Origin of the sequence: Tateyamaria omphalii (assembly GCF_014651375.1) — a bacterium.
GTDB classification, from domain to species: domain Bacteria; phylum Pseudomonadota; class Alphaproteobacteria; order Rhodobacterales; family Rhodobacteraceae; genus Tateyamaria; species Tateyamaria omphalii.
Window position 1 is genome coordinate 316315 of the sequence record NZ_BMWT01000004.1, and the last position, 20143, is coordinate 336457.

Annotated in this window: 18 protein-coding genes and 1 riboswitch; of the genes, 6 read left to right on the forward strand and 12 right to left on the reverse strand. The window is 56.9% G+C overall.

The genetic code is table 11. The features are described from left to right. The first annotated feature begins 29 nt into the window (after positions 1–29). Positions 30–785, forward strand: coding sequence for an aspartate/glutamate racemase family protein (locus IE087_RS15515; RefSeq protein WP_189370272.1), 756 nt, complete (start codon positions 30–32; stop codon positions 783–785). A gap of 139 nt (positions 786–924) precedes the next feature. Here the strand turns inward: IE087_RS15515 and gcvP are convergent, their stop codons facing one another. From gcvP to gcvT, 3 genes are read right to left on the reverse strand one after another with little or no spacing between them, the layout of a single operon-like run. Then, positions 925–3762 (reverse strand): aminomethyl-transferring glycine dehydrogenase, encoded by a 2838-nt coding sequence (gene gcvP / locus IE087_RS15520; protein WP_189370273.1) that lies wholly within the window; start codon positions 3760–3762, stop codon positions 925–927. A 14-nt stretch (positions 3763–3776) separates the two neighbouring features. Then, positions 3777–4136, reverse strand: coding sequence for a glycine cleavage system protein GcvH (gene gcvH / locus IE087_RS15525; RefSeq protein WP_189370274.1), 360 nt, complete (start codon positions 4134–4136; stop codon positions 3777–3779). A 15-nt stretch (positions 4137–4151) separates the two neighbouring features. Beyond that, positions 4152–5276, reverse strand: coding sequence for a glycine cleavage system aminomethyltransferase GcvT (gene gcvT, locus IE087_RS15530; RefSeq protein ID WP_189370275.1), 1125 nt, complete (start codon positions 5274–5276; stop codon positions 4152–4154). 160 nt (positions 5277–5436) lie between these two features. After that, a riboswitch (glycine riboswitch) is annotated at positions 5437–5521 on the reverse strand. A gap of 229 nt (positions 5522–5750) precedes the next feature. On the opposite strand from gcvT, the gene IE087_RS15535 reads away from it, so the two are divergent. Continuing rightward, complete coding sequence (locus tag IE087_RS15535; RefSeq protein WP_229801408.1) at positions 5751–6173, forward strand: GNAT family N-acetyltransferase; 423 nt, start codon at positions 5751–5753, stop codon at positions 6171–6173. A gap of 171 nt (positions 6174–6344) precedes the next feature. Here the strand turns inward: IE087_RS15535 and IE087_RS15540 are convergent, their stop codons facing one another. The 6 genes from IE087_RS15540 to IE087_RS15565 all read right to left on the reverse strand — a co-directional run bounded on the left by IE087_RS15540 (position 6345) and on the right by IE087_RS15565 (position 12607). Then, positions 6345–7841 carry a phosphomannomutase/phosphoglucomutase gene (locus IE087_RS15540; RefSeq protein WP_189370277.1) on the reverse strand — a complete coding sequence of 499 codons (1497 nt, stop codon included), beginning with the start codon at positions 7839–7841 and terminating at the stop codon, positions 6345–6347. Positions 7842–7856: 15 nt separating this feature from the next. Further along, on the reverse strand, positions 7857–8690 hold the full coding sequence (gene kdsA, locus IE087_RS15545; protein ID WP_189370278.1) for a 3-deoxy-8-phosphooctulonate synthase: 834 nt from the start codon (positions 8688–8690) through the stop codon (positions 7857–7859). A 14-nt stretch (positions 8691–8704) separates the two neighbouring features. Further along, a complete protein-coding gene (locus IE087_RS15550) occupies positions 8705–10369 on the reverse strand; it encodes a KpsE/RkpR family capsule polysaccharide export protein (RefSeq protein WP_189370279.1) in 1665 nt (554 codons plus the stop codon). After that, complete coding sequence (locus IE087_RS15555) at positions 10347–11006, reverse strand: ABC transporter ATP-binding protein (protein ID WP_189370280.1); 660 nt, start codon at positions 11004–11006, stop codon at positions 10347–10349. Before IE087_RS15555 ends, IE087_RS15550 begins: the two co-directional genes overlap by 23 nt. 229 nt (positions 11007–11235) lie before the next feature. Then, positions 11236–12276 carry a permease gene (locus tag IE087_RS15560; protein WP_189370281.1) on the reverse strand — a complete coding sequence of 347 codons (1041 nt, stop codon included), beginning with the start codon at positions 12274–12276 and terminating at the stop codon, positions 11236–11238. Next, a complete protein-coding gene (locus IE087_RS15565; protein ID WP_189370282.1) occupies positions 12269–12607 on the reverse strand; it encodes an ArsR/SmtB family transcription factor in 339 nt (112 codons plus the stop codon). Before IE087_RS15565 ends, IE087_RS15560 begins: the two co-directional genes overlap by 8 nt. 97 nt (positions 12608–12704) lie before the next feature. Between IE087_RS15565 and IE087_RS15570 the strand changes: the two genes are divergently transcribed. From IE087_RS15570 to IE087_RS15585, 4 genes are all read left to right on the forward strand, one after another. Then, positions 12705–13286, forward strand: coding sequence for a uracil-DNA glycosylase family protein (locus IE087_RS15570; protein ID WP_189370283.1), 582 nt, complete (start codon positions 12705–12707; stop codon positions 13284–13286). Beyond that, positions 13283–14071 carry an SseB family protein gene (locus tag IE087_RS15575; protein WP_189370284.1) on the forward strand — a complete coding sequence of 263 codons (789 nt, stop codon included), beginning with the start codon at positions 13283–13285 and terminating at the stop codon, positions 14069–14071. The genes IE087_RS15570 and IE087_RS15575 overlap by 4 nt, the downstream gene beginning before the upstream one ends. 143 nt (positions 14072–14214) lie before the next feature. Continuing rightward, the gene (locus tag IE087_RS15580; protein ID WP_189370454.1) at positions 14215–14739 is read left to right on the forward strand and encodes a YHS domain-containing (seleno)protein; all 525 of its coding nucleotides are present in this window, start codon (positions 14215–14217) and stop codon (positions 14737–14739) included. A gap of 1 nt (position 14740) precedes the next feature. After that, positions 14741–15253: a rhodanese-like domain-containing protein gene (locus IE087_RS15585; protein WP_189370285.1), complete on the forward strand. Its 513-nt coding sequence runs from the start codon at positions 14741–14743 to the stop codon at positions 15251–15253. Positions 15254–15477: 224 nt separating this feature from the next. Here IE087_RS15585 and mdoH read toward each other — a convergent pair whose 3' ends face one another. From mdoH to IE087_RS15600, 3 genes are read right to left on the reverse strand one after another with little or no spacing between them, the layout of a single operon-like run. Continuing rightward, positions 15478–17400 carry a glucans biosynthesis glucosyltransferase MdoH gene (gene mdoH, locus IE087_RS15590; protein WP_229801409.1) on the reverse strand — a complete coding sequence of 641 codons (1923 nt, stop codon included), beginning with the start codon at positions 17398–17400 and terminating at the stop codon, positions 15478–15480. After that, positions 17322–18845, reverse strand: coding sequence for an OpgD/OpgG family glucan biosynthesis protein (locus IE087_RS15595; RefSeq protein ID WP_189370286.1), 1524 nt, complete (start codon positions 18843–18845; stop codon positions 17322–17324). Before IE087_RS15595 ends, mdoH begins: the two co-directional genes overlap by 79 nt. Then, a complete protein-coding gene (locus IE087_RS15600) occupies positions 18845–20107 on the reverse strand; it encodes an OpgC family protein (RefSeq protein WP_189370287.1) in 1263 nt (420 codons plus the stop codon). The genes IE087_RS15595 and IE087_RS15600 overlap by 1 nt, the downstream gene beginning before the upstream one ends. Positions 20108–20143 lie beyond the last annotated feature (36 nt).

Genomic DNA, 20143 nt, shown 5'->3' on the forward strand with positions numbered 1-20143 from the left:
ATACTGAGCAATCTGGCGTTGGGCGAAAGATGGCTACATTTGGCGGAAAAACCGTTTTTGGGGCGACCTTGGGCATCCTCATGCTCAATACGCGGTTCCCGCGTGTTCCCGGAGACGTCGGAAATGCAACCACATGGCCGTTTCCGGTTCAGTTCAAAGTTGTACGGGCAGCTACGCCAGACAACGTTGTGCGCGGCGATGCGACCCCCTTGCTGGGCGCGTTCGTCGAGGCCGGTCGAGAGTTGGTTGATCTTGGCTGTGACGGGATCGCGACCAATTGCGGGTTTCTCGTACCTTTCCAACGCGACTTGTCGAGCGCCTTGGGCGTACCCGTTGCGTCGTCGTCATTGCTACAAGGGCCGCTCATTCTCCAGTCGTTGCCTGAAAGCCAATCGCTGGGCATCCTGACCATCTCGGCGGAAACGCTGACTGAGGCCCACCTCGAAGCGGCGGGCCTTGCCGTCGGAACACCAGTGGTCGGTACCGGGGTCGGTTCTCATTTCACTACCCGCATACTTGATGACGCGGCGGAGATCGATTTTGAGCAGGCGCGAGCCGACAACATTGCTGCTGCAGTGAAACTGGTCTCAGATCACCCAGAGGTTGGTGCGATCCTGCTCGAGTGTACGAATATGGTGCCCTATGCGGCGGACATCCGGCGCGTCACGGGACGGCCGGTTTTTTCGATCTACACCTATTTGACCTGGTTCCAGGCCGGGCTCCGGCCGCGCCGTTTTAGCGAAAACCTGGATGATGTCCGCCAAGTCGATATCCAGCAGGAGTGAGCGGAGGATTGCAGTCGAACTCACACTGCCTGTTGCCGGCGCACGAGATCATGCCAGTTTCATTGAAGCGACGAAGCCTGCTCCAAAGAGATTTCAACTTCGCTGGCCACCCTCCATATGTGGGGTAGCCAGGCCGGGTTTAAATCTTGGCATAGTCCTCCATGGGTGGGCAGGTGCAGGATAGGTTTCTGTCCCCCCAGACATTGTCCACACGGTTGACCGGCGGCCAGTATTTGTCGACCCGGAACGATCCGGTCGGGAAACAACCGTCTTCGCGGCTATAGGGACGATCCCAGTCCCGGACCAAGTCCTCCATAGTATGGGGCGCATTCTTAAGCGGGTTGTTTTCCGGGTCCATCGTGCCGTCTTCGATGGCCTGGATTTCGGCCCGAATTCCGAGCATGGCGTCGCAGAAACGATCAAGCTCGGCCTTGGTCTCAGACTCTGTCGGTTCGATCATCAGCGTGCCAGCAACTGGCCATGACATAGTCGGTGCATGAAAGCCGCAATCGGCCAGCCGCTTGGCAATATCATCCACTGAAACATGCGCGCTGTCTGCAAAGGGGCGGGTGTCGATGATGCACTCATGAGCGACACGACCGGTCGGTCCCTTGTACAGAACATCAAATGCGCCTTCGAGGCGTTTGGCAATGTAGTTGGCATTCAGGATCGCAACTCGGGTCGCTTGTGTCAGACCGTCACCACCCATCATCAAGCAATATGCCCACGAGATCGGCAAGAGTGATGGCGATCCAAAGGCAGCGGCACTCACCGCACCTTCTCCGCCATTCGGATCTCCTGGCAAATGGGGCGTCAGGTGGGATTTCACCCCGATCGGTCCCATGCCGGGGCCTCCGCCGCCATGCGGGATGCAGAACGTTTTGTGCAGGTTGAGGTGACTGACGTCACCGCCCAGATCGCCCGGGCGGCTGAGACCGACCATCGCATTCATGTTGGCCCCGTCGATATAGACCTGACCACCCGCGTCATGGGTGAGCTTGCACACGTCGATCACCGTTTCCTCAAAAACGCCGTGGGTCGAGGGATAGGTGATCATGCAGGCGGCAAGGTTGTCTTTGTGCTCTGCTACCTTCGCCTTAAAGTCCTCTACGTCAATATCGCCATTGTCCGCTGATTTCACGGGCACGACTTTCCAACCCACCATCTGGGCCGAGGCGGGGTTGGTGCCATGCGCGCTCATCGGGATAAGGCAGATGTTGCGATGCCCTTGCCCATTGGCGCGGTGGTAGCTCGCGATGCTCAAAAGGCCCGCATACTCGCCCTGCGCGCCGGAATTGGGTTGCATGGAAATGGCATCATACCCGGTGATGTCGCAAAGCTTGGCCGACAGATCGTCGATCATTTCGGTGTAACCGGCGGCTTGATCCTTGGGGCAGTAGGGGTGCAGAAGCGAGAACTCGCGCCAGCTGACCGGCATCATCTCGGCGGCCGAGTTCAGCTTCATAGTGCAGGACCCCAGCGGGATCATCGCCCGGTCAAGCGCCAGATCGCGGTCTGCCAACCTGCGCATGTAGCGCATCATTTCAGTTTCCGCCCGATTCATGTGGAAAATCGGGTGGGTCATGAAATCGGATGTGCGGATCAACTTGTCCGGCATGTTGTAATGCGGTGTGTAGTCCTTGTCCTGTCGGTCAATGCCGAAGGCGCGCCAAACCTTCTCAATGGTGGCGGGGCGTGTGCGTTCATCCAAAGTGATGCCGATACCGGTTGTCCCAACCGCACGCAGGTTTATCCCTTCGTCTACGGCGGATTTGATCACGGCAGATTGCAGAGGCCCAACATCAACCGTGATGGTGTCAAAGAACGCGGCTGGCCTCACATCAAAGCCACCCTGTTTTAGCCCCTCGGCCAATCGCGCGGTCTTTCGGTGAATGCGTTGTGCAATGGCCTTGAGGCCATCGGGACCGTGGAAGACACCATAGAACCCCGCCATGACGGCAAGCAGAGCTTGCGCTGTGCACACATTCGATGTCGCTTTCTCTCGGCGAATGTGCTGTTCGCGTGTTTGCAGGGACAGCCGGTAGGCCCGATTGCCAAAGCTGTCGACAGATACGCCGACAATGCGGCCTGGCATATTTCGGGCGTAGTTCGCTTTGGTCGCCATGTAGGCGGCGTGTGGACCGCCATACCCAACGGGTACGCCAAAGCGTTGTGTGCTTCCGACGGCGATGTCAGCACCCATCGCCCCCGGTTCCTTCAGAAGTGTTAGCGACAAGGGATCGGCAGAGATGACACCAATCGCGTTGTTCTCATGCAGCTGGGCAATCTGATCAGTGAAATCCCGGATGTGGCCATGAGTACCGGGATACTGGAAGATCGCCCCAAAGACAGTGCTTGCATCCAGATCGTTGGGGTTGCCAACAGTGATGTCGATGCCAAGCGGTTGGGCTCGTGTCCGCATCACTGCGATGTTCTGAGGATGGCAGTTTTCATCGATGAAAAAGCCGGTTGCCTTTGACTTGCCCACCCGTTGCGCCATGGTCATCGCTTCGGCGCAGGCCGTTGCCTCGTCCAGAAGCGAGGCATTGGCGATCTCAAGCCCCGTCAGGTCCGACACCATGGTCTGGAAATTTAGCAAGGCCTCAAGCCGACCCTGACTGATCTCGGGTTGGTAGGGCGTGTAGGCAGTGTACCACGCCGGGTTTTCGAGGATGTTGCGCTGGATCGCCGGTGGCGTGACCGTGCCGTGATAGCCCTGACCGATCAGTGAGGTCAGAACCTTGTTCTTGGACGCAGTCACCCGCATGTGGTGCAGCAGCTCGCGTTCCGACTTGGCTTTGCCGAAATCAAGCGGTTCCTTTTGTCGGATATTCGCCGGGATCGTGTCATCGATCAGCGCGTCGAGGTCCTTCGCCCCCACCACTTCCAGCATTTCGTCCATTTCGGCCGGGGACGGCCCGATATGACGGCGGTTCGCAAAATCGTAAGGAAGATAGTCGGTGGGTTTGAAAGTCATGTCGCTGTGTTCCTTCAGCCGATCAGTTCATTGTAGGCGGCTTCGTCCATCAATCCGTCGACTTGTGACGCATCGGACGGCTTGATCTTGAAGAACCAACCCTTGCCCAGCGGATCACTGTTGGCGAGGCTTGGGTCATCCGCCAGATCAGTGTTCACTTCTGTGATTTCACCATCAACCGGGGCCATGATGTCAGACGCGGCCTTGACGCTTTCAATGACAACGATCTCATCGTCCTTGCTGACAACTGCGCCCACCTCGGGCAATTCCACAAAGACCAGATCGCCCAGCTGTGTTGTCGCATGTTCCGTGATGCCCACGACATACACATCCCCATCGGCTCGCAGCCATTCGTGTTCTTCCGTGTATTTCATTGGTTACCCTCTCTGCTATCGTTTGAAGTTGGCTGCCGTGAATGGCATTTTCGCTACCGTGAGTGGTTGGCGTTTTCCGCGTAATTCACCGAAAATCGTGGTGCCCAACGCGGCGAATTCAGCGGTGATATAGCCCATGGCAACAGGTCCCCCGACCGTCGGGCCAAACCCGCCAGATGTAATGGTGCCGATCGGGTCGGTTTCGTCCTCGCTCGCAAACAGCGTGACTCCCTCGCGCATTGGTGCGCGACCAGCGGGCAGCAACCCAACGCGCTTGCGAACGGCTCCACTACCAATCTCGGAAAGAATTATTCCTGCCCCCGGAAAACCACCCTCCCGATCTCCGCCTGTGCGTCGGACCTTCTGGATCGCCCATGTCAGACCGCCTTCAACAGGCGTTGTGTTGGCATCAATGTCATGGTCATACAGACAGAGCCCAGCTTCCAGCCGTAGTGAATCGCGAGCACCCAACCCGATGGCTTCAACATCTGGATGCTCCAGCAACGCCTTGGCGATATCTACCGCTGCAGCCGTGGGAACAGAAATCTCGTACCCGTCCTCGCCGGTGTAGCCGGACCGGGAAACCCAGACCTCAACCCCGTTTAGATCCAGCGTTGCTACATCCATAAAGCGCATCTCTGCAGCCCGTGGATCAAGCGCACCAAGCACGCCTTCTGCAGCCGGCCCTTGCAACGCGAGCAAGGCACGGTCCGTGATCTCGGTTACCGCGACATCCGGTTCAAGCGCGGCTTTCATATGCGCGATATCGGTATCCTTGCAGGCGGCATTCACAACGACAAAAACATGATCGCCGCGGTTCGCCAACATCAGGTCATCTTCAATGCCACCATCCGCATTCGTGAAAAAGCCGTAGCGTTGGCGGTTCTTTCCCAACCCCAACACGTCAACCGGCACTAGTGACTCAAGGCCGCGTGCTGCAGCCTCATAGGTTGCCCCGCGCACAATCACTTGCCCCATATGACTGACATCAAACAGACCGGCTTTCGCTCGGGTATGCTGATGTTCTTTCATCACACCCAGTTCGTATTGCACCGGCATGTCATACCCGGCAAAGGGCACCATCTTGGCCCCGAGGGCAACGTGCAATGCGTGAAGCGGGGTCTGCTTGAGATCGGACATACCTCATCACCTTTTTCAAGCCGACAAGATTTGCGTCAAATCATGCGGCACCAAATCATACGCAAGACTGTGCTTGCGCGCCGGTGCCTCCTCTGTCCGTGGTGCCTGAGATCATTATCCCTTCGGCGGATGCCAGCAGCATCACTCTCCAGAGTCGTTTGGCCTGAGATTGGTCCTTTGGCCTGAGAGTTTCCGAGGCAGTTGCTCCTTCGGCACCAGTAAACTGGTTCTCCCAACATCAAGCTTTGCGAGTTTCGTATCGGAAACTCACCTTCGGTGGCAAGAAGAAAATTCCATGGAGCGATGTGTCCAAGCGCGTTGCGTCGAGGGACGTTTTGGCAGCTTCGCACTGCCGCCTCATTTGCTTGCTTACCAGCCCTTGAGATCGTGCACGACTGATGCGCATGATCACTGGGAAACAGTGGAGAGTTGCCGATGATTGTCAGGGATGGAACGCTTGATGACGTTCAGCAGATGAGTGCATTTCTTCGCGAACTGACAGCTTTGGGGAAACGACTGAGCCCTGACGACGAGGAATTCGTTCAACGATACTACATTGAAGGTGAAGACAAAATCCGATGCTCCGTGGCCGACGATGAGGGGGCCGTGTTGGGGTTTCAGTCGCTCAAGATCGCCCGTGCTGGCAATCAATGGGGCGTCGAGCCCGGGTGGGGTATCGTTGGCACACATATACGACCATCTGCTGCGCGACGTGGCGTTGGCCGGGCCTTGTTCGAAGTCACACGAAAGGCTGCGGAAGATGCCGGGTTGGCCCATATCGACGCGAGTATCGGTGCGAACAATCCGGAAGGCTTGGCGTATTACGAAGCGATGGGATTTCGTACATACAGGACGTCAATGGACCTGATTTGCAAACGTTTCGATATCTCGCGCTGACGGCACATTGGCCGCTTCAAGGTTTTCTTGTCGCCCTGGTCCAAATCTGTATGAACTAAAGTAGTGAGCGCATTGCAGGCCAAAAGACGATTTTGCTGAGCGAGCTACAAACTCAATTGCAGCTCGTTCCCAGTTCGCCAATACTGCCAAAGGTCGTCGTCGGCGCGGTCTTCAAAAGGTCTGATCGTATTCCCCGACGGTCTCTTCGGTCCGGATGACCGCATCGATGTCTGCAAAAATCGCGCGCAGTTCGTCTTCGCTTTCCGGGCTTTCACAGACGACGACCAGGTTCGGTGTGTTGGACGAGGCACGGACAAGGCCCCATCCCCCATTGTCCAGAATAACGCGCGCGCCATTGACCGTTACCACCTCTTTGATCGCACGGCCGGCAATAGGTTCGTTTGCGTTCGCTTTGGCTGTCAGCTTGGCCACAATACGGTCGAGCGTGTCATATTTTTCGGTGTCAGAGCAGTAGGGCGACATTGTGGGGGTCGAATGCGTTTTGGGCAAGGCTTTGCGCAGGTCAGACATCTTCATGTCGGGGTTGCGATCCATCAGTTTACAGATTTCGACAGCGACCCGCATCCCGCAGTCATAGCCGCGCCCTACAGGTTCGGCGAGAAAGTAGTGGCCTGACTTTTCAAATCCGGCGAGTGCTCCAATTTCCTTGACCCGGCGCTTCATGTGGCTGTGTCCGGTTTTCCAGTAGTCGGCCGTTACGCCGTTTGCTTGGAGTTCAGGGTCCGAAGCAAAGAGGCCCGTGGATTTCACATCGGCGACGAAGGTGGCGTTAGGGTAGAGTTTGGACAAATCTCGCGCCATGATGACGCCGACCTTGTCGGCAAAGATTTCTTCGCCTTCATCGTCCACTACGCCGCAGCGGTCGCCATCGCCGTCAAAACCAAGCGCGAGGTCTGCACCAGACGCCTTTACACTGCCCGCCATGTCATGGAGCATCTCCATGGCTTCGGGGTTCGGGTTGTAGTTGGGGAAGGTGTAGTCAAGCTCAGTATGGCTTTCGACGACTTCTACTCCGATGCGACGGAAGAGTTCGGGCGCAAAGGCCGCTGCTGTGCCGTTACCCGTGGCACACACGACCTTGAGCGGGCGCGTCATCTTGAAGTCGCCAACCAGATCCTGAAGGTATGCCTCTTGCACACCATCCACGAATTCGTAGCCGCCGCCGGGGCGTGCTTCGCCATCTCCGTTCAGCACTATGTCGCGCAGTTCCGACATCTCGTCCGGGCCGTGAGTGAGGGGGCGGTCAAAGCCCATTTTGACACCGGTCCAACCATTGGGATTGTGCGAGGCTGTGACCATCGCTACCGCTGGCACATCAAGATGGAACTGGCTGAAATAGGCCATAGGGGACAGGGCAGGGCCAATGTCCTTGACCTGTATGCCCGCTTGCATCAGTCCGACAATCAGCGCGTTCTTGATGCTGAGCGAATAGTCGCGATAATCGTTGCCCACGGCAATCACAGGATCAATGCCACGTCGCTGCATTTGTGTGCCAAGGCCAAGACCCAATGCCGTCATTCCTGGCAGGTTGATCTCGTCCGGGTACTTCCAGCGCGCGTCATATTCCCGAAAGCCTGTTGGCTTGATCATCGGATCACGCAGGAATTCCCATGTGTTTGGGGTCACAGTGGCAGCAGGTTTGGTCATGGGAGAACTCTTTGATTAAAACGTCATTGGGTGCGCTTTGGCGAGCGCGTCAAATTGCATAAGCGTATCGACCAGGGCGGGCATCTGGTCGAGATAGATCATATTGGGACCGTCTGACGGGGCGGTGTCAGGATCGGGGTGTGTTTCGATGAATACCGCGCCAACCCCAATTGCCACGGCCGCGCGGGCCATGACCGGCGCAAATTCGCGCTGCCCGCCCGATGATCCGCCTTTACCTCCGGGTTGCTGGACCGAATGCGTGGCATCCATCACAACGGGGTACCCGGTTTGCGCCATTTGCGGCAGCGACCGCATATCCGCCACGAGTGTATTGTAGCCAAAGGATGTGCCCCGTTCGGTCAAAAGAATGCGGGAATTGCCCGTGCTTTCGACTTTGGCGACGATGTTGCCCATTTCCCAAGGGGCCAAGAATTGGCCCTTCTTGATGTTCACCACGGCACCCGTTTCACCTGTTGCCAGCAACATGTCGGTTTGGCGACACAGGAAAGCAGGGATTTGCAAGATGTCGGCCACTTCTGCCACAGGTGCGCATTGGGCTTCGGTGTGGACGTCTGTCAGGACCGGAACGTCAATCGCATCCTTGACCGATTGCAGGGCCTTAAGGCCTTGATCAAAACCCAGCCCACGGCCACCCTTGAGTGATGTGCGGTTGGCCTTGTCGTAGCTCGCTTTGAAGACGTATTGCGCACCCGCGGCTTCGCAAACTTCCTTCATTCGCCCAGCCACTTCTTGGCCGAGGTCAGCGCTTTCCAAGGCGCAAGGTCCTGCGATCACCGTTAAGGGGCGGTCATTGCCGATCGTGAGGCCGGCGACTTCAACATGTTTCATAATGGGTTCGGCCCCTAACTTGTCACCTGTTCTCGAAGGATCGACGCTGTAAGCGAGATCATCAGGTAGATGCCTGCAAAGACCAGAAATGCCAAGATCGTGTTTTCGAATGCGCGGGGATATGTCGGTTCTTCCGGCGCGATGGGGTCTACGGCGACGGTCAGATACCGCACCTGTCGGGTGGCTTCCACGCGGGCCTGTTCCATCTGTTGCAGTGCCGATTGCAGCATCATGTCGCGCGCCGCAAGATCGGCCTGAGCGATCTGAATATTGGCAGCGAGTTCGGCCAGCGAATTCTCACCTTGGGACACGTCGGTCATCTTGTTGTTCAGAAGGACCAGTTGATCTTTGTAGATCTGCAGTGTTCCGCGGGCGCCATCAACGCGCGATTGGTTCGGTCGCGCATTGTTCAGCAGGCTGGCCAGCTCGATTTCTTTTTCGATAATCTGGGTTTCCAGCTGGCCGATTTGCGTGCGCAGCGAGGCGATAACACCTTCGGGATCAAGGGTCGAACCTTGAATTTGCAGTCGGACGAGGTTTTCCTGCGCCGCACGGCGTTCTGTTTCCGCGCGCTCGAATCCTTGGCGGGCATCGCGCATCTGATCGTCGCGTTTTTGGGCGGACAGGTTGTTCACACGTTGTTCGGCGTAGTTGATCAATTGTCTGGAGAAATCAGCTGACGCTTGAGGGTCGGCGGCAGCCACTTCCATGCGGATCATGCCCTCGGTCGGATCGTACCCGATTTTGACGTTTTTCTTGTAGGTTTTGTATGCTTCTTCGTTTGTCGGATTGTCGCTGAGCCGCTGGATCGGGTCGATCCAGTCTTGGGTGAAGTGAGATTTGAACCCGACGTCGCGATCCAACCGCAGCATCGCATCCTTGGATTGCAGAAAACCCTGCACGGCAATGCTGTCACTGTTGGTTGCGAACTGCGTGGGCAGCAACCCACCAAGCGGACCTGCGCCGCCAGACCCTTCATTCTGAATGATGAGGAATTCGGATTTGGTTGCGTACATTGGCGTCGCGATGGCGTAGAAGTAGTACCCGGCCAGGAAGGTCGGCAGAAGCACGAAAAACGCGAGCCTCACCAGCAGGAGGCCCATCTTTCTGCGGCGGCGCCGCGCGATGTCGCGCTGAATGTTCTGGATTTCCTGCGATCGCCGGTCTGCCGGGCTGAGTTCTGTCGACGGCAATTGCTGCTTCACAGGTATGGTCTGAGGCAGTTGGGCGCGTCCGGCCCCGCCGGCACTTGCAGGCAGGCTTGCGAAGGCATCCGGCGCGCCGCCTTCATGTGGTTCAGCCCCTGCCTGAGGCACGACAAGCTCCAGCACTTTTGCGCGCTGGAACGGATCAATGCCTTTGGCTCGCAAAAGACGAACAGCATCGAAATCCGATGTAGGGGCCAACCCATGCTTTTGAGCCACCCGACGCGCCATACGCAATTGTCGGCCGGTCAGCCCCTCTTTGCGTATTTCATCGATGGTGCTTTCGCTTTGCACCTGTTGGCTCGAAGCGACTTCGCCACTTTGAGGGGCAGGATTTTGTTTCTGATCTTGCGATATGGTTTCGGGTTTGGGCTCTTCGGCTGAGCTGTCGCGGTCGGACTCGGACGTCGCACTGCCAAGTGCGGGCGCAGCACGTTTGATCCGGAACTTCCTAGCTTTGGGTTTCGTAGTCATAAAGCCGTTTTGCCTCTTCCAACGTGTCAAACATATGCAGTTTGCCATTCAGCAAAACCGCCGCGGAACGCGCGAATTTCTCAAGCGTCTGCGCCTGATGCGACACGATGATAATTGTTGTAGTGCGCAGCCGTTCCTGCAGCACGTCGCCTGCCTTGCGGTTGAATTCAACATCTGTTGACGATGGCATGCCTTCGTCAATCAAATAGATGTCAAATTCGAGGGCCAGCATAAGCGCGAAGGAAAAACGCGCTCGCATGCCCGATGAATAGGTGCCTAAAGGTTGATCAAAGTATTCACCAAGATTGCAGAGCCAGCGACAGAAGCTTTCCACATAGTCGGGGTCCAGACCGTACAATCGCGCAATGTAACGTGAGTTCTCATGCGCGGATATCTTGGGCAAGACACCGCCCATGAACCCAAGCGGAAAAGAAATGTTGCAACTGCGGCGGATCTCACCTTCATCAGGCTTTTCAAGCCCGGCCATCATGTTGATCAGGGTTGTCTTACCGGTCCCATTCGGAGCCAGTATGCCAAACGAATTGCCCAATTCCACTTTGAAGGACGCACGGTCAAGGATCACCTTGCGCTGTGTGCCCGTCCAAAAGGACTTGGATACATTTTCGAATTCCAGCATCCCCGTTGCTCCGCGGTGTCTGCTTTGCCCTACGTGTTCGAGCGAATGGCAATTCCCCCCTTAGCAGAGGTGTCTTAACGATCTAACCATCGACTTGGGCAATATTATGTCCGCTATCCTGTCAAATGTATAGGTTACGAGGGTAATTGTTGCGGAGCAAAAGACAGTTCAACCTCTCTGCCACGGGGATGTGACACGGTTGTGATGATCTCCGTCGGCAGAATTGCTTCTAAGTCGATGCCACCAATTGCCATGCAACACCCGCAAACACAGACCCAGCCAGTGCAAAACCGAGGTAGGCCGCAAATACACGGGGTTTAACTAACGCCCACACAGCAAGTGCGGCAGGGATAGAACTTACTCCACCAGCGATCATGAATGACATCGCTGCTCCCGGAGCCATGCCTTGGTCCAGCAGATCTCCGATCAGCGGAGCAGCTGCGTAACCGTTCAGGTAGGCGGGCATGCCCACGACTGAGCCCAGCAAAATGGTTCCTATCCCGCCGCCGCCAAGAACATTGGCGATGAAGTCGGCAGGCATGTAATACACCATCAGCGCTTCGATGACGTATGCGAGCGTGAGCCACTTCAACAGGAAAATCCCGTTGTTCAAACCCGCGTGACGGAAGATTTGCACGCGCTCTTCTACATGCCAGAATTTCCATACCGGGGTTGCCGAAAAGGGGGCTTTCACTCCACAGCAACCTCCGACAGCCGGTTTTGAACGAAGAGGGTCGGTGAAAAGTGGTGTGCGCGATAACAGTTGGGTCCCAAACCCACCGAATAGCCCCAGCGCTACGGCAGCAAGGGTTTTGGCGATTGCAAACTCCAGTGTGATGGCCCCGGTCGTGATCGCGAACATGGCGGGATCCATCAGAGGTGACGCAAGCCAGAAGGCCATAACTGCACCAAGCGGCGCGCCAACGGCCAGCAGTGCGGCAATGAACGGTATAACCTCGCATGAACAGAACGGTGACAACCCTCCAAGCAAGGCCGCCATGACGATCATGCGGGTGGGGTTGCCTTCGAACGCGCGGGCCAGCAGGTTTTCGGCACCAGTCGCCTTGAGGTAGGCAATTGCAAATACTGCAAAGCCAATGAAGGGCAGAGTGCCCGCAAGCGCTCGTGCCGCAAATCCGATCACGTCATCGACGCGGTAAGGATCGACGATAGCCACAAACAAAACAATGAGTGCAGCGGCCATCCAAACACGGTCGATACTCGACCACCGGCTGGCGGCGGATCTGGAAGAGGACGTGGTGTCAGCCATTTCTGCTGTCCTTTTCGGCACTGTCTGCGCAGCATTCAGTGAGCAGGAAGTTCGACAGGCCCTGCAGCTCATCAAATGCGACTGCGGCGCAGATAATTGAACGACCTTGTCGTGCTTGGGTCACCAGACCAGCACTGGCGAGGATTTTGACATGGTGAGTCAGGGTCGAGCCCATAACACCGGTACGATCACCCAGTACGCCGATGCTCAAGCCGTCAGGCCCGGCCCGCACGAGTGTTCGCAAAACTGACAGACGCTGTTCAGAACCCAGAGCAGCAAACGCAGCAGCAGCGCGGGTCAGGTCAAGCTCAGGGACGTGATTCATTTTCATAATCCTAGAATTATAGAAATTTTTGAATCACGCAAGATTTATTTCGAAGAGTCTCGAATTGATTGCCTAACCCATTGGTGTCGCATAAGTGTTTTCCATGGGACTGCCAGAAAGAATTAGCGCATGCACGCTGTGTGCGGACCGATTTGCCGCAACAGAAACAGCGCATAGCCCGCGACCCGTTGTCTGGTTTAAGCCCGGTGTTCGAATCCTCGTGGCGGGTCAAGCGCCCGGCGCGCGTGTACACGAAAGCGGGCGGCCTTTCACCGACCCTTCCGGAGATCGGTTGCGTGATTGGCTTGGGTTGGATGAGGCAACATTTTACGATCGAGACAAACTGGCGATCGTCCCAATGGCATTTTGCTTCCCCGGATATGACGCAAAGGGATCTGACCGGCCACCCCCCAAGATCTGTGCCAAGACCTGGCGGGAGGACGTCATGGAACACGTGGGTGATGTGCCGTTGGTCTTGTTGATCGGCGGGTACGCGCAATCCTGGCATCTGGGCACCAAGATGTCGGTCCGAGACACTGTGACCGCTTGGCGCGACTTTGCGCCTCGGGCCTTTCCCTTGCCTCACCCGTCCTGGCGCAATACCGCGTGGTTGAAGAAAAACCCGTGGTTCGAGGTAGACGTGCTGCCCGTACTAAGGGCGCGCGTCAAAGAGGTGCTGTCTTGACACAAACGGTTTTGGATCAGGCCCACGGCGTGATGCAGGCTAGGCCAGATGATGATTCCGCACGATTGCAGTTTCTTGAGCGATTGGGAGACGCAGAGCTATTCCTGCTACTGGAATCCGAGGTGAAGGGAGATCAGATCACGCCACAGGTCTTTGATCCGGGAATCGGCCCGCTTGTCCTTGTGTTCGACCGAGTGGAACGATTGGCAAGATTTGTTGGTGCGGAGGCACCATATGCTGCGATGTCGGGTCGTGTGATTGCCGGTTTGCTTGCAGAGCAGAGTCTTGGGCTGGGTTTAAACCTGGATGTGGCCCCGTCGTCCTTTCTTCTGGATGCGGATGGGGTGCAATGGCTGGCAACCACGCTTCGCACTGGTCCCGAAGAGATCGAGGCACGACTGGCCGAAGTATCCGCTCCAACAGGACTGCCCGAAGTCCTCATTTCGGCTTTGGATACCAAACTGGCAACGGCGACCGGGTTGGCGCAGATGGCCTACCTTGTCGGTACAACCGACGCTGACGGCGCTTGCAGCCACATGCTTGCTTTTGTCGGGGCAGCACCCGGGGCAGAGGATGCGCTGGCCAAGGCTGCATCCGAAGCTCTGATCTTTTCGGGGATTGATGCCGGGGCAATGGATGTTGGCTTTTTTGATGCAAATGCCGCGATTGTTCAGCGTTTGACGCGTGTCGGCTTGCGCTTTGACTTGCCGCAGCCCGCGCCAGTGCAGCCACCGGAACCTGCCGCGCCGGGCATGGATCCGGATCGTCCGCCGCGGTTGCGTTGAGTGTAACGGAACTCACGAAAACCGACGTGGTCTCACATCGGCGCGAGGCGGGCTGAAAAGCTGGACCGCTGCCCATTAATGTCTGATTATCCGCCGCAAGTGATACGCGCCGGACCTAGTTTGACAGAGGATGATCCCATATGATGAATCGACTCACGATGGCCGTTGCTGCGGCTGCAAGTGCCTTGACGTTCAGCACGGCTGCGTTTGCCGGCGACCAGTACATTGACGAAACAGGCTTTGCTGTTTCGGGTTATGATGTTGTGGCCTATTTCGACCTCGAAATGAAGCCGGTAGGTCAGACACAAACGCCCGGCGTGCCGGGCAACGCGGACATCACCGCCGAATACAATGGTGCGACATTCGCTTTCTCAACAGAAGAAAACCGCGACAAGTTCGTTGCCGACCCGGCGCGCTATGCACCGCAGTATGACGGTCACTGTGCCTATGGCGTCGCAAAGGGCGGGAAAGTACCTGCCAACCCAAACCTGTGGCGCATCGTCGATGACAAACTGTATTTGAACATCACTGATGTGGTTGTGGGCTTCTGGGAGGAAGATATTCCTGGAAACATCAACCTTTCCGAAGGCAACTGGGTCAGCATCGAAGGTGAAGCGGCGTCGGAAAGCACCATTCCGAAATTCACCAGTGAAGCGCCGAATACATGACATGACGGTTCGCTCGGCAGAAACTCCCAAAACTGACCGGGCGGCGGCCCCGGCGCGTATGACGCGCCGGGGCCTTGGGTTTTTTATTGGCATGGCGATTGTCGGCGGCACAGTCTTTGCATCGCGTTGGTACAACATCTCTGCCGAGGCCGGGATGGAAGGCACCCTGACCACTCCGGATGTCTATGCGGCGGCAACAAAAGGTACGGTCCTGTTGGTCGACATTCGTCGACCTGACGAATGGAAGCGGACGGGTGTCGGTGAGGGCGCTGTCCCCTTGGATATGCGCCGGAAAGACTTTACCGATGCGCTTCTCGCGCAGACTGATGGGCGCACGGACGTGCCTGTGGCTTTGATTTGCGCCCGCGGCGTGCGTTCTCGGCGCTTGAGCGAACGCCTGACAGCAGCAGGGTTCACAACGATCATCGACGTTCCAGAAGGTATGTTGGGATCGGGCGCCGGGCCCGGATGGGTAAAGCGCGGGCTGCCTACTGTGGCTTGGACGTCTGAGTAACCCGTTTCCGAACACCCCTTACGACTATGCTCAAGGTCTTTCGTAGACTTTGCTTCGCAGTTCACTCGCGTACAATAGTTCTTCAATAGTACTCGCTCAGGCGCACTGCATTTCAGCCATTCCTCGACGCCCGTTTTCCGTTCTCATTGTGCGAGCAGGCCCTGCTGGAGGCTGTGGCTCGCTGTCTACAAGGACAATCAATCCCAGGAAGGCCTTCGAGAAGACTACTCCGCTGCTATTTCGGACGCCTCTATTCGCGCACGCATTTCGGCGCGGGCTGTACGCGCGTTGCCAACGATAGCTGGTTCACGAAGCGTCAGAGGATTGTCCAGTCGCAAGCTCGGTGGCCGGATATGAGCCAAGGGGTATGAACTCAGACCAGACAGCGGGACGGCAAACGCCAGGCTGGCAGCAATCGGAATAAGCCACCAAGACACCAACCCCATGCCCAACCCAAGAAACAGAAGCGCGCCAATCAGGGTTTCAATCCAATGAAACTTGATCAAAGTTGCCATTGGATATGCTTGGGCAGCACGGCTTTGTGGCGACCACCCACCACGTCCTACCAAGCCGCCAATAACGGCTTTGGTCTGCTGGATCATCATGATGGGTGCATAAGCAACTGACAGGGCAAGCTCGGTCAGAACCGCTCCGGTAAATACCCGACGCCCGCCAAAAAGCCTGACGGCTTTTCCGTTGGCCGCAATGATCAGTGCAGATGTGATCTTGGGTGTCAGAAGCATCGCGTACATAACCACCAGGAAAATTGCGCTGTCGATATGCGTCATGGCCGGTGGCCAGTTCGGGAACAAGGGGTTCGCCTCGTTGAAGTACGAGATCACGTTGGTCTCGGCATCGCGACCCAACAACGCCCAGAACACCAGAAGTACAAACCATGCGGGTGACATAAGGTAAGCGGCCGCACCTTGAAACAGGTGGAAGCGACTGACCGGATGAAGGCCGCGGGTTGCGAGCAGACGCAAGTGTTGCAGGTTGCCCCGGCACCATCGACGGTCCCGTATCACGTAGTCGATGAGTGTGCCCGGCGTTTCTTCAAAGCTGCCAGAGATACGGGGAAGGAAACGCACCCGCCAACCGGACCGCCGCAACAGCGATGCCTCTACGAAATCATGTGAGAGGATCAGGTTTGTTTGTCCCGTCATGCTGCGTAGATGCGGTAAACCCGCAGATGACGCGAAAGCACGTGTGCGGATGATCGCATTGTGGCCCCAATAGTTGCCTTCAGTGCGGGACCAGTGCGCCAGACCTTCGGCCAGCAGCCACCCATATGCGACATTGGAAAACTGCTGCATTCTCGCAAACAGCGTATTGGCGCCGATAAGCTGAGGAAAGCTCTGTATCAGCCCGGCTTTCGGGTCTGTCGCCAGCTCGCTGGAAAGCCGATCGATGGCCCGACCTGTCATCAGACTATCCGCATCCAACACCAACATTGCTTCGTAAGAGGCACCCCAACCGGTGATCCAATCGACAAGGTTACCTACTTTTTTGTCCGTGTTTTGTGCGCGGCGGCGATAGTGAACCGGCACAGGCGCGCTGCTTCGCAATGCCTCGAAGGCTTGCCATTCCTGCCATGCAATCAGGTCATCGGTTGTGTCGCTCAGAATGAACAGGCTGTAGCGATGGCCGCCTTTTTGACGCGTCAGATCGGTCAGCATTGCTGCGGCGTTGCCGAACACGTCCCAAGGCGTTTCATTGTACACTGGTACCAGAAGGGCGACGTCCAATGGGTCTGAAGGTGCTGGCATGCGGTTTGCATCCAGTCTGCCTGCCAAGCCGACGCCAACGGTTGATACTGCAATGGTGACCCAAATGAATGTCAGACCTATGAGCGCAAGAAGCACGTATTCAAAAGCCGTCATACCGGACATTTTGAACAGGCCGTACAGACCCCAAAGTACAAGACCCGTGATGGTCAGCGCCGGAAGAAAAACAGCCATGCGCCAAATCGGGTCCTGCTTGGCCGTTCCCGCATCTGTATTGGCCGGCGCGCGTGCCAAGTCCTGCGCAGGCATGTCCAGCGGGGCCCGTGGAGGCATTGCAAAGTGTTTCACGCTGTCCATCGGTACAACCACACCTCGCTCAGAGCTTGCCCGTCCAGTCGCAATTGCGCCCGGAACTCTGCCCATTCGGCCTCACCTGGCATGAATGTAAAGGCGAGGCGCGGCCCTCCGGTTTCCGGATTCCGTTGGATGATGCCTTCGGTCACATCACCGGCGCTTGATCGGACAAGGCGATCAACCTTCGAAAGGTCTTTGGGAACGTGAGGGGCATCCTCGAAATCAATTGTAAAGATGCGCCCGCCTTCGGGACGACCGCCAGCCGCAGTGTTCAAAACACGCAGTGGCATCGCAGCTTTCGGTGCCGGATCGGAGCCCCAATCCAGGCGGTAGGTCATGCGATGCGACGTACCGGCTTCGATATCGGCAGAGGGGCGCCAATACGCAACAATGTTGTCGTAGATTTCTTTGTCAGTTGGAATCTCGATGAGGGCGACGCTGCCGCGTCCCCAGCCCTCACCCGGTGTAACCCAGAGACCGGGGCGGCGATGATACAACGCCTCTAAATCGTTGAAGTCGCGGAATTTGCGCGCCCGTTGCATCAGACCAAATCCACGTGGGTTGTTGTCACCAAATGCGCTGATTTGCAGCGTGCGGGGGTTGGCAAGCGGGCGCCAGATGACTTCGCCACCACCATTGTGGATCATAAGCCCATCATTGTCGTGGACGGCAGGCCGGAAGTCGTCGAAGCGTTGTCTGTTCATGTCATCGAACATGAACATCGATGTCAGCGGCGCGATGCCAATATGCGTGAGCGTGTTTCGTGCAAAGATTTCCGCCTCGACTTCCATCACAAGCGGTTGGCCCGGCATGATCTCGAACCGGTAGGCCCCTGTGCAGGACGGACTGTCCAGCAACGCGTGGACAACGATTTGGGCAGCGCCCGCTGCGGGTCGCTCCAGCCAGAAATGAGTAAAGTCGGGGAATTCCTCGCCCATTGGATCGCCGGTTTTGAGCGCAAGACCGCGCGCTGACAGGCCGTAGATATCGCCCGTGCCGATGCCACGGAAATAACTGGCACCCTGGAAGACGGCGTATTCCTCGTGGATGCCCGGTTGACGTAGTTCCGCCCGTAGGCGCAGACCTGAATAGCCGAGCGTTTCATCTATGGGTACATCCGGGAATTTGTCCGTCGTATCAAAGACGCCCATGTCGAACTGGATCGGGCGTGCCTGGTCGCCTTCGACGACATAGGTTCGGATGGCTTGAGGAAAGTAGAGTCCCGGCGGAAACACGTCGACACGTTGTGACGCGTCAGTGCCTTCCCATAGACCATTACGGCTGTCGAACCAGATCTTGCGATACTGGTCGTAGGTAAGGTCCTGCCATGCCTGAGGGATCATGGGCCGCGGTTCATATGCGCGGCTGGCCTTTTCCCTGGCGATATCAACGACGTCCGTCGGGCTGAATGGCACAGAGTCACCCAGCGGCAATCCTTGTTTGTCTTGCGCCCAAGACGCATGAGGAACCGCGGATAGCGCCGCAAGGGAAGCGAGGAATTCACGGCGCAGCATCAGCGGCTTGCCTTCGGTTTCCAGGGAACGGATTTGAACCAACCGGCTAGGTATGCCGTCAGGATCAGAACACCGCACCCAAATGCATTCACTGCCAGAACCGTGATCGTTTCACGGCCCAGAATGTCCATCGCAAAGCCGTTGAAGCGTGCGACAAATATTGAGACGACAAAGACCGCCAAGGATTGCTGTCCGACCTTCAGGATGACAGTCAGCACCTTGTCCCAAGCACGCGACAGTGCGCTTGTGGCCGACACCCGCAGGCGGTGGCCTTTGTCGCCTGCCAAAACCCAAGCGAGGTAGGCAAGCGCCAGGAATTGCACATAGCGCAAAAGGCCGAAGTCGGATTTGGAGATCCACTGGCGGTTATCTGCGCGCCAGTCACGCGCCCAGTCAAAACCCAGTTCGCGCACGCCAATGTTCGAGAGCGGGATGTTCGCAAGAACGATAAAGGCTGCGATGCCGATCAGCATCTTGTTGACGGGCGGTTTCGGCAACCAGCCACGCATAAACGCAAAACCCGTAAAGAAAACAAGCTGCCAGCCAAATGGGTTAAGGAACCAACGCCGCTGCCAATCGTCATTTCCAACCCACGGTTCGGCTGTGAAGTTCAAATACGGAAGGCCCGCTGCCTCCATGAATTTGCGTTGGCCAAGTAACCACAGGATACCGCAGAAGGCCGCGACAAGCCCCAAATGCACACGCGCCAGAAAGATCACGATGGGCATCATGGCAAGGATCACCATGTACATCGGCAGAATGTCGAACAGGTTCGGTACCCACTGCAACGTCATGAATCGGAACAGCATGTCAGGGTTTTGCCAATGTTCGCCTTCGACAAACAGCATCCACAGGTTCAGTTGGCCCCAGTAGTTGCGGGTCGTGATGTCAAGATCGGTGACGAATGCCAAAAGGGCTGTTGTGGCAAAGAACAGGCCGACATGCGCCCAGTACACTTGCCAAATGCGATATCCGACACGGGCCGTCCCAAGGGCAAAGCCAGCCCTTTGGAATGTGGAACCAAAGGCAATGGCGGATGCCATGCCAGAGCAGAAGACGAAGATTTCAGTCGCATCAGAAAAACCCCAACGCGCAGGAATCCACGAGGTCAGGAAGTTGCCCGGTGTATGAGCGAACAGGATTATGAACATCGCCAGCCCGCGGAAGAAATCCAGACGGATATCACGCACCCGCACAGGATTGGCGGGTGCAGCCGCAGCAGAAGGGGCTGCAGTGGTCGTTGTCGGGTCGGCAAAAGTCATGGCCGCTGTCTACTTTACCTCACAAATGGGTGCCAT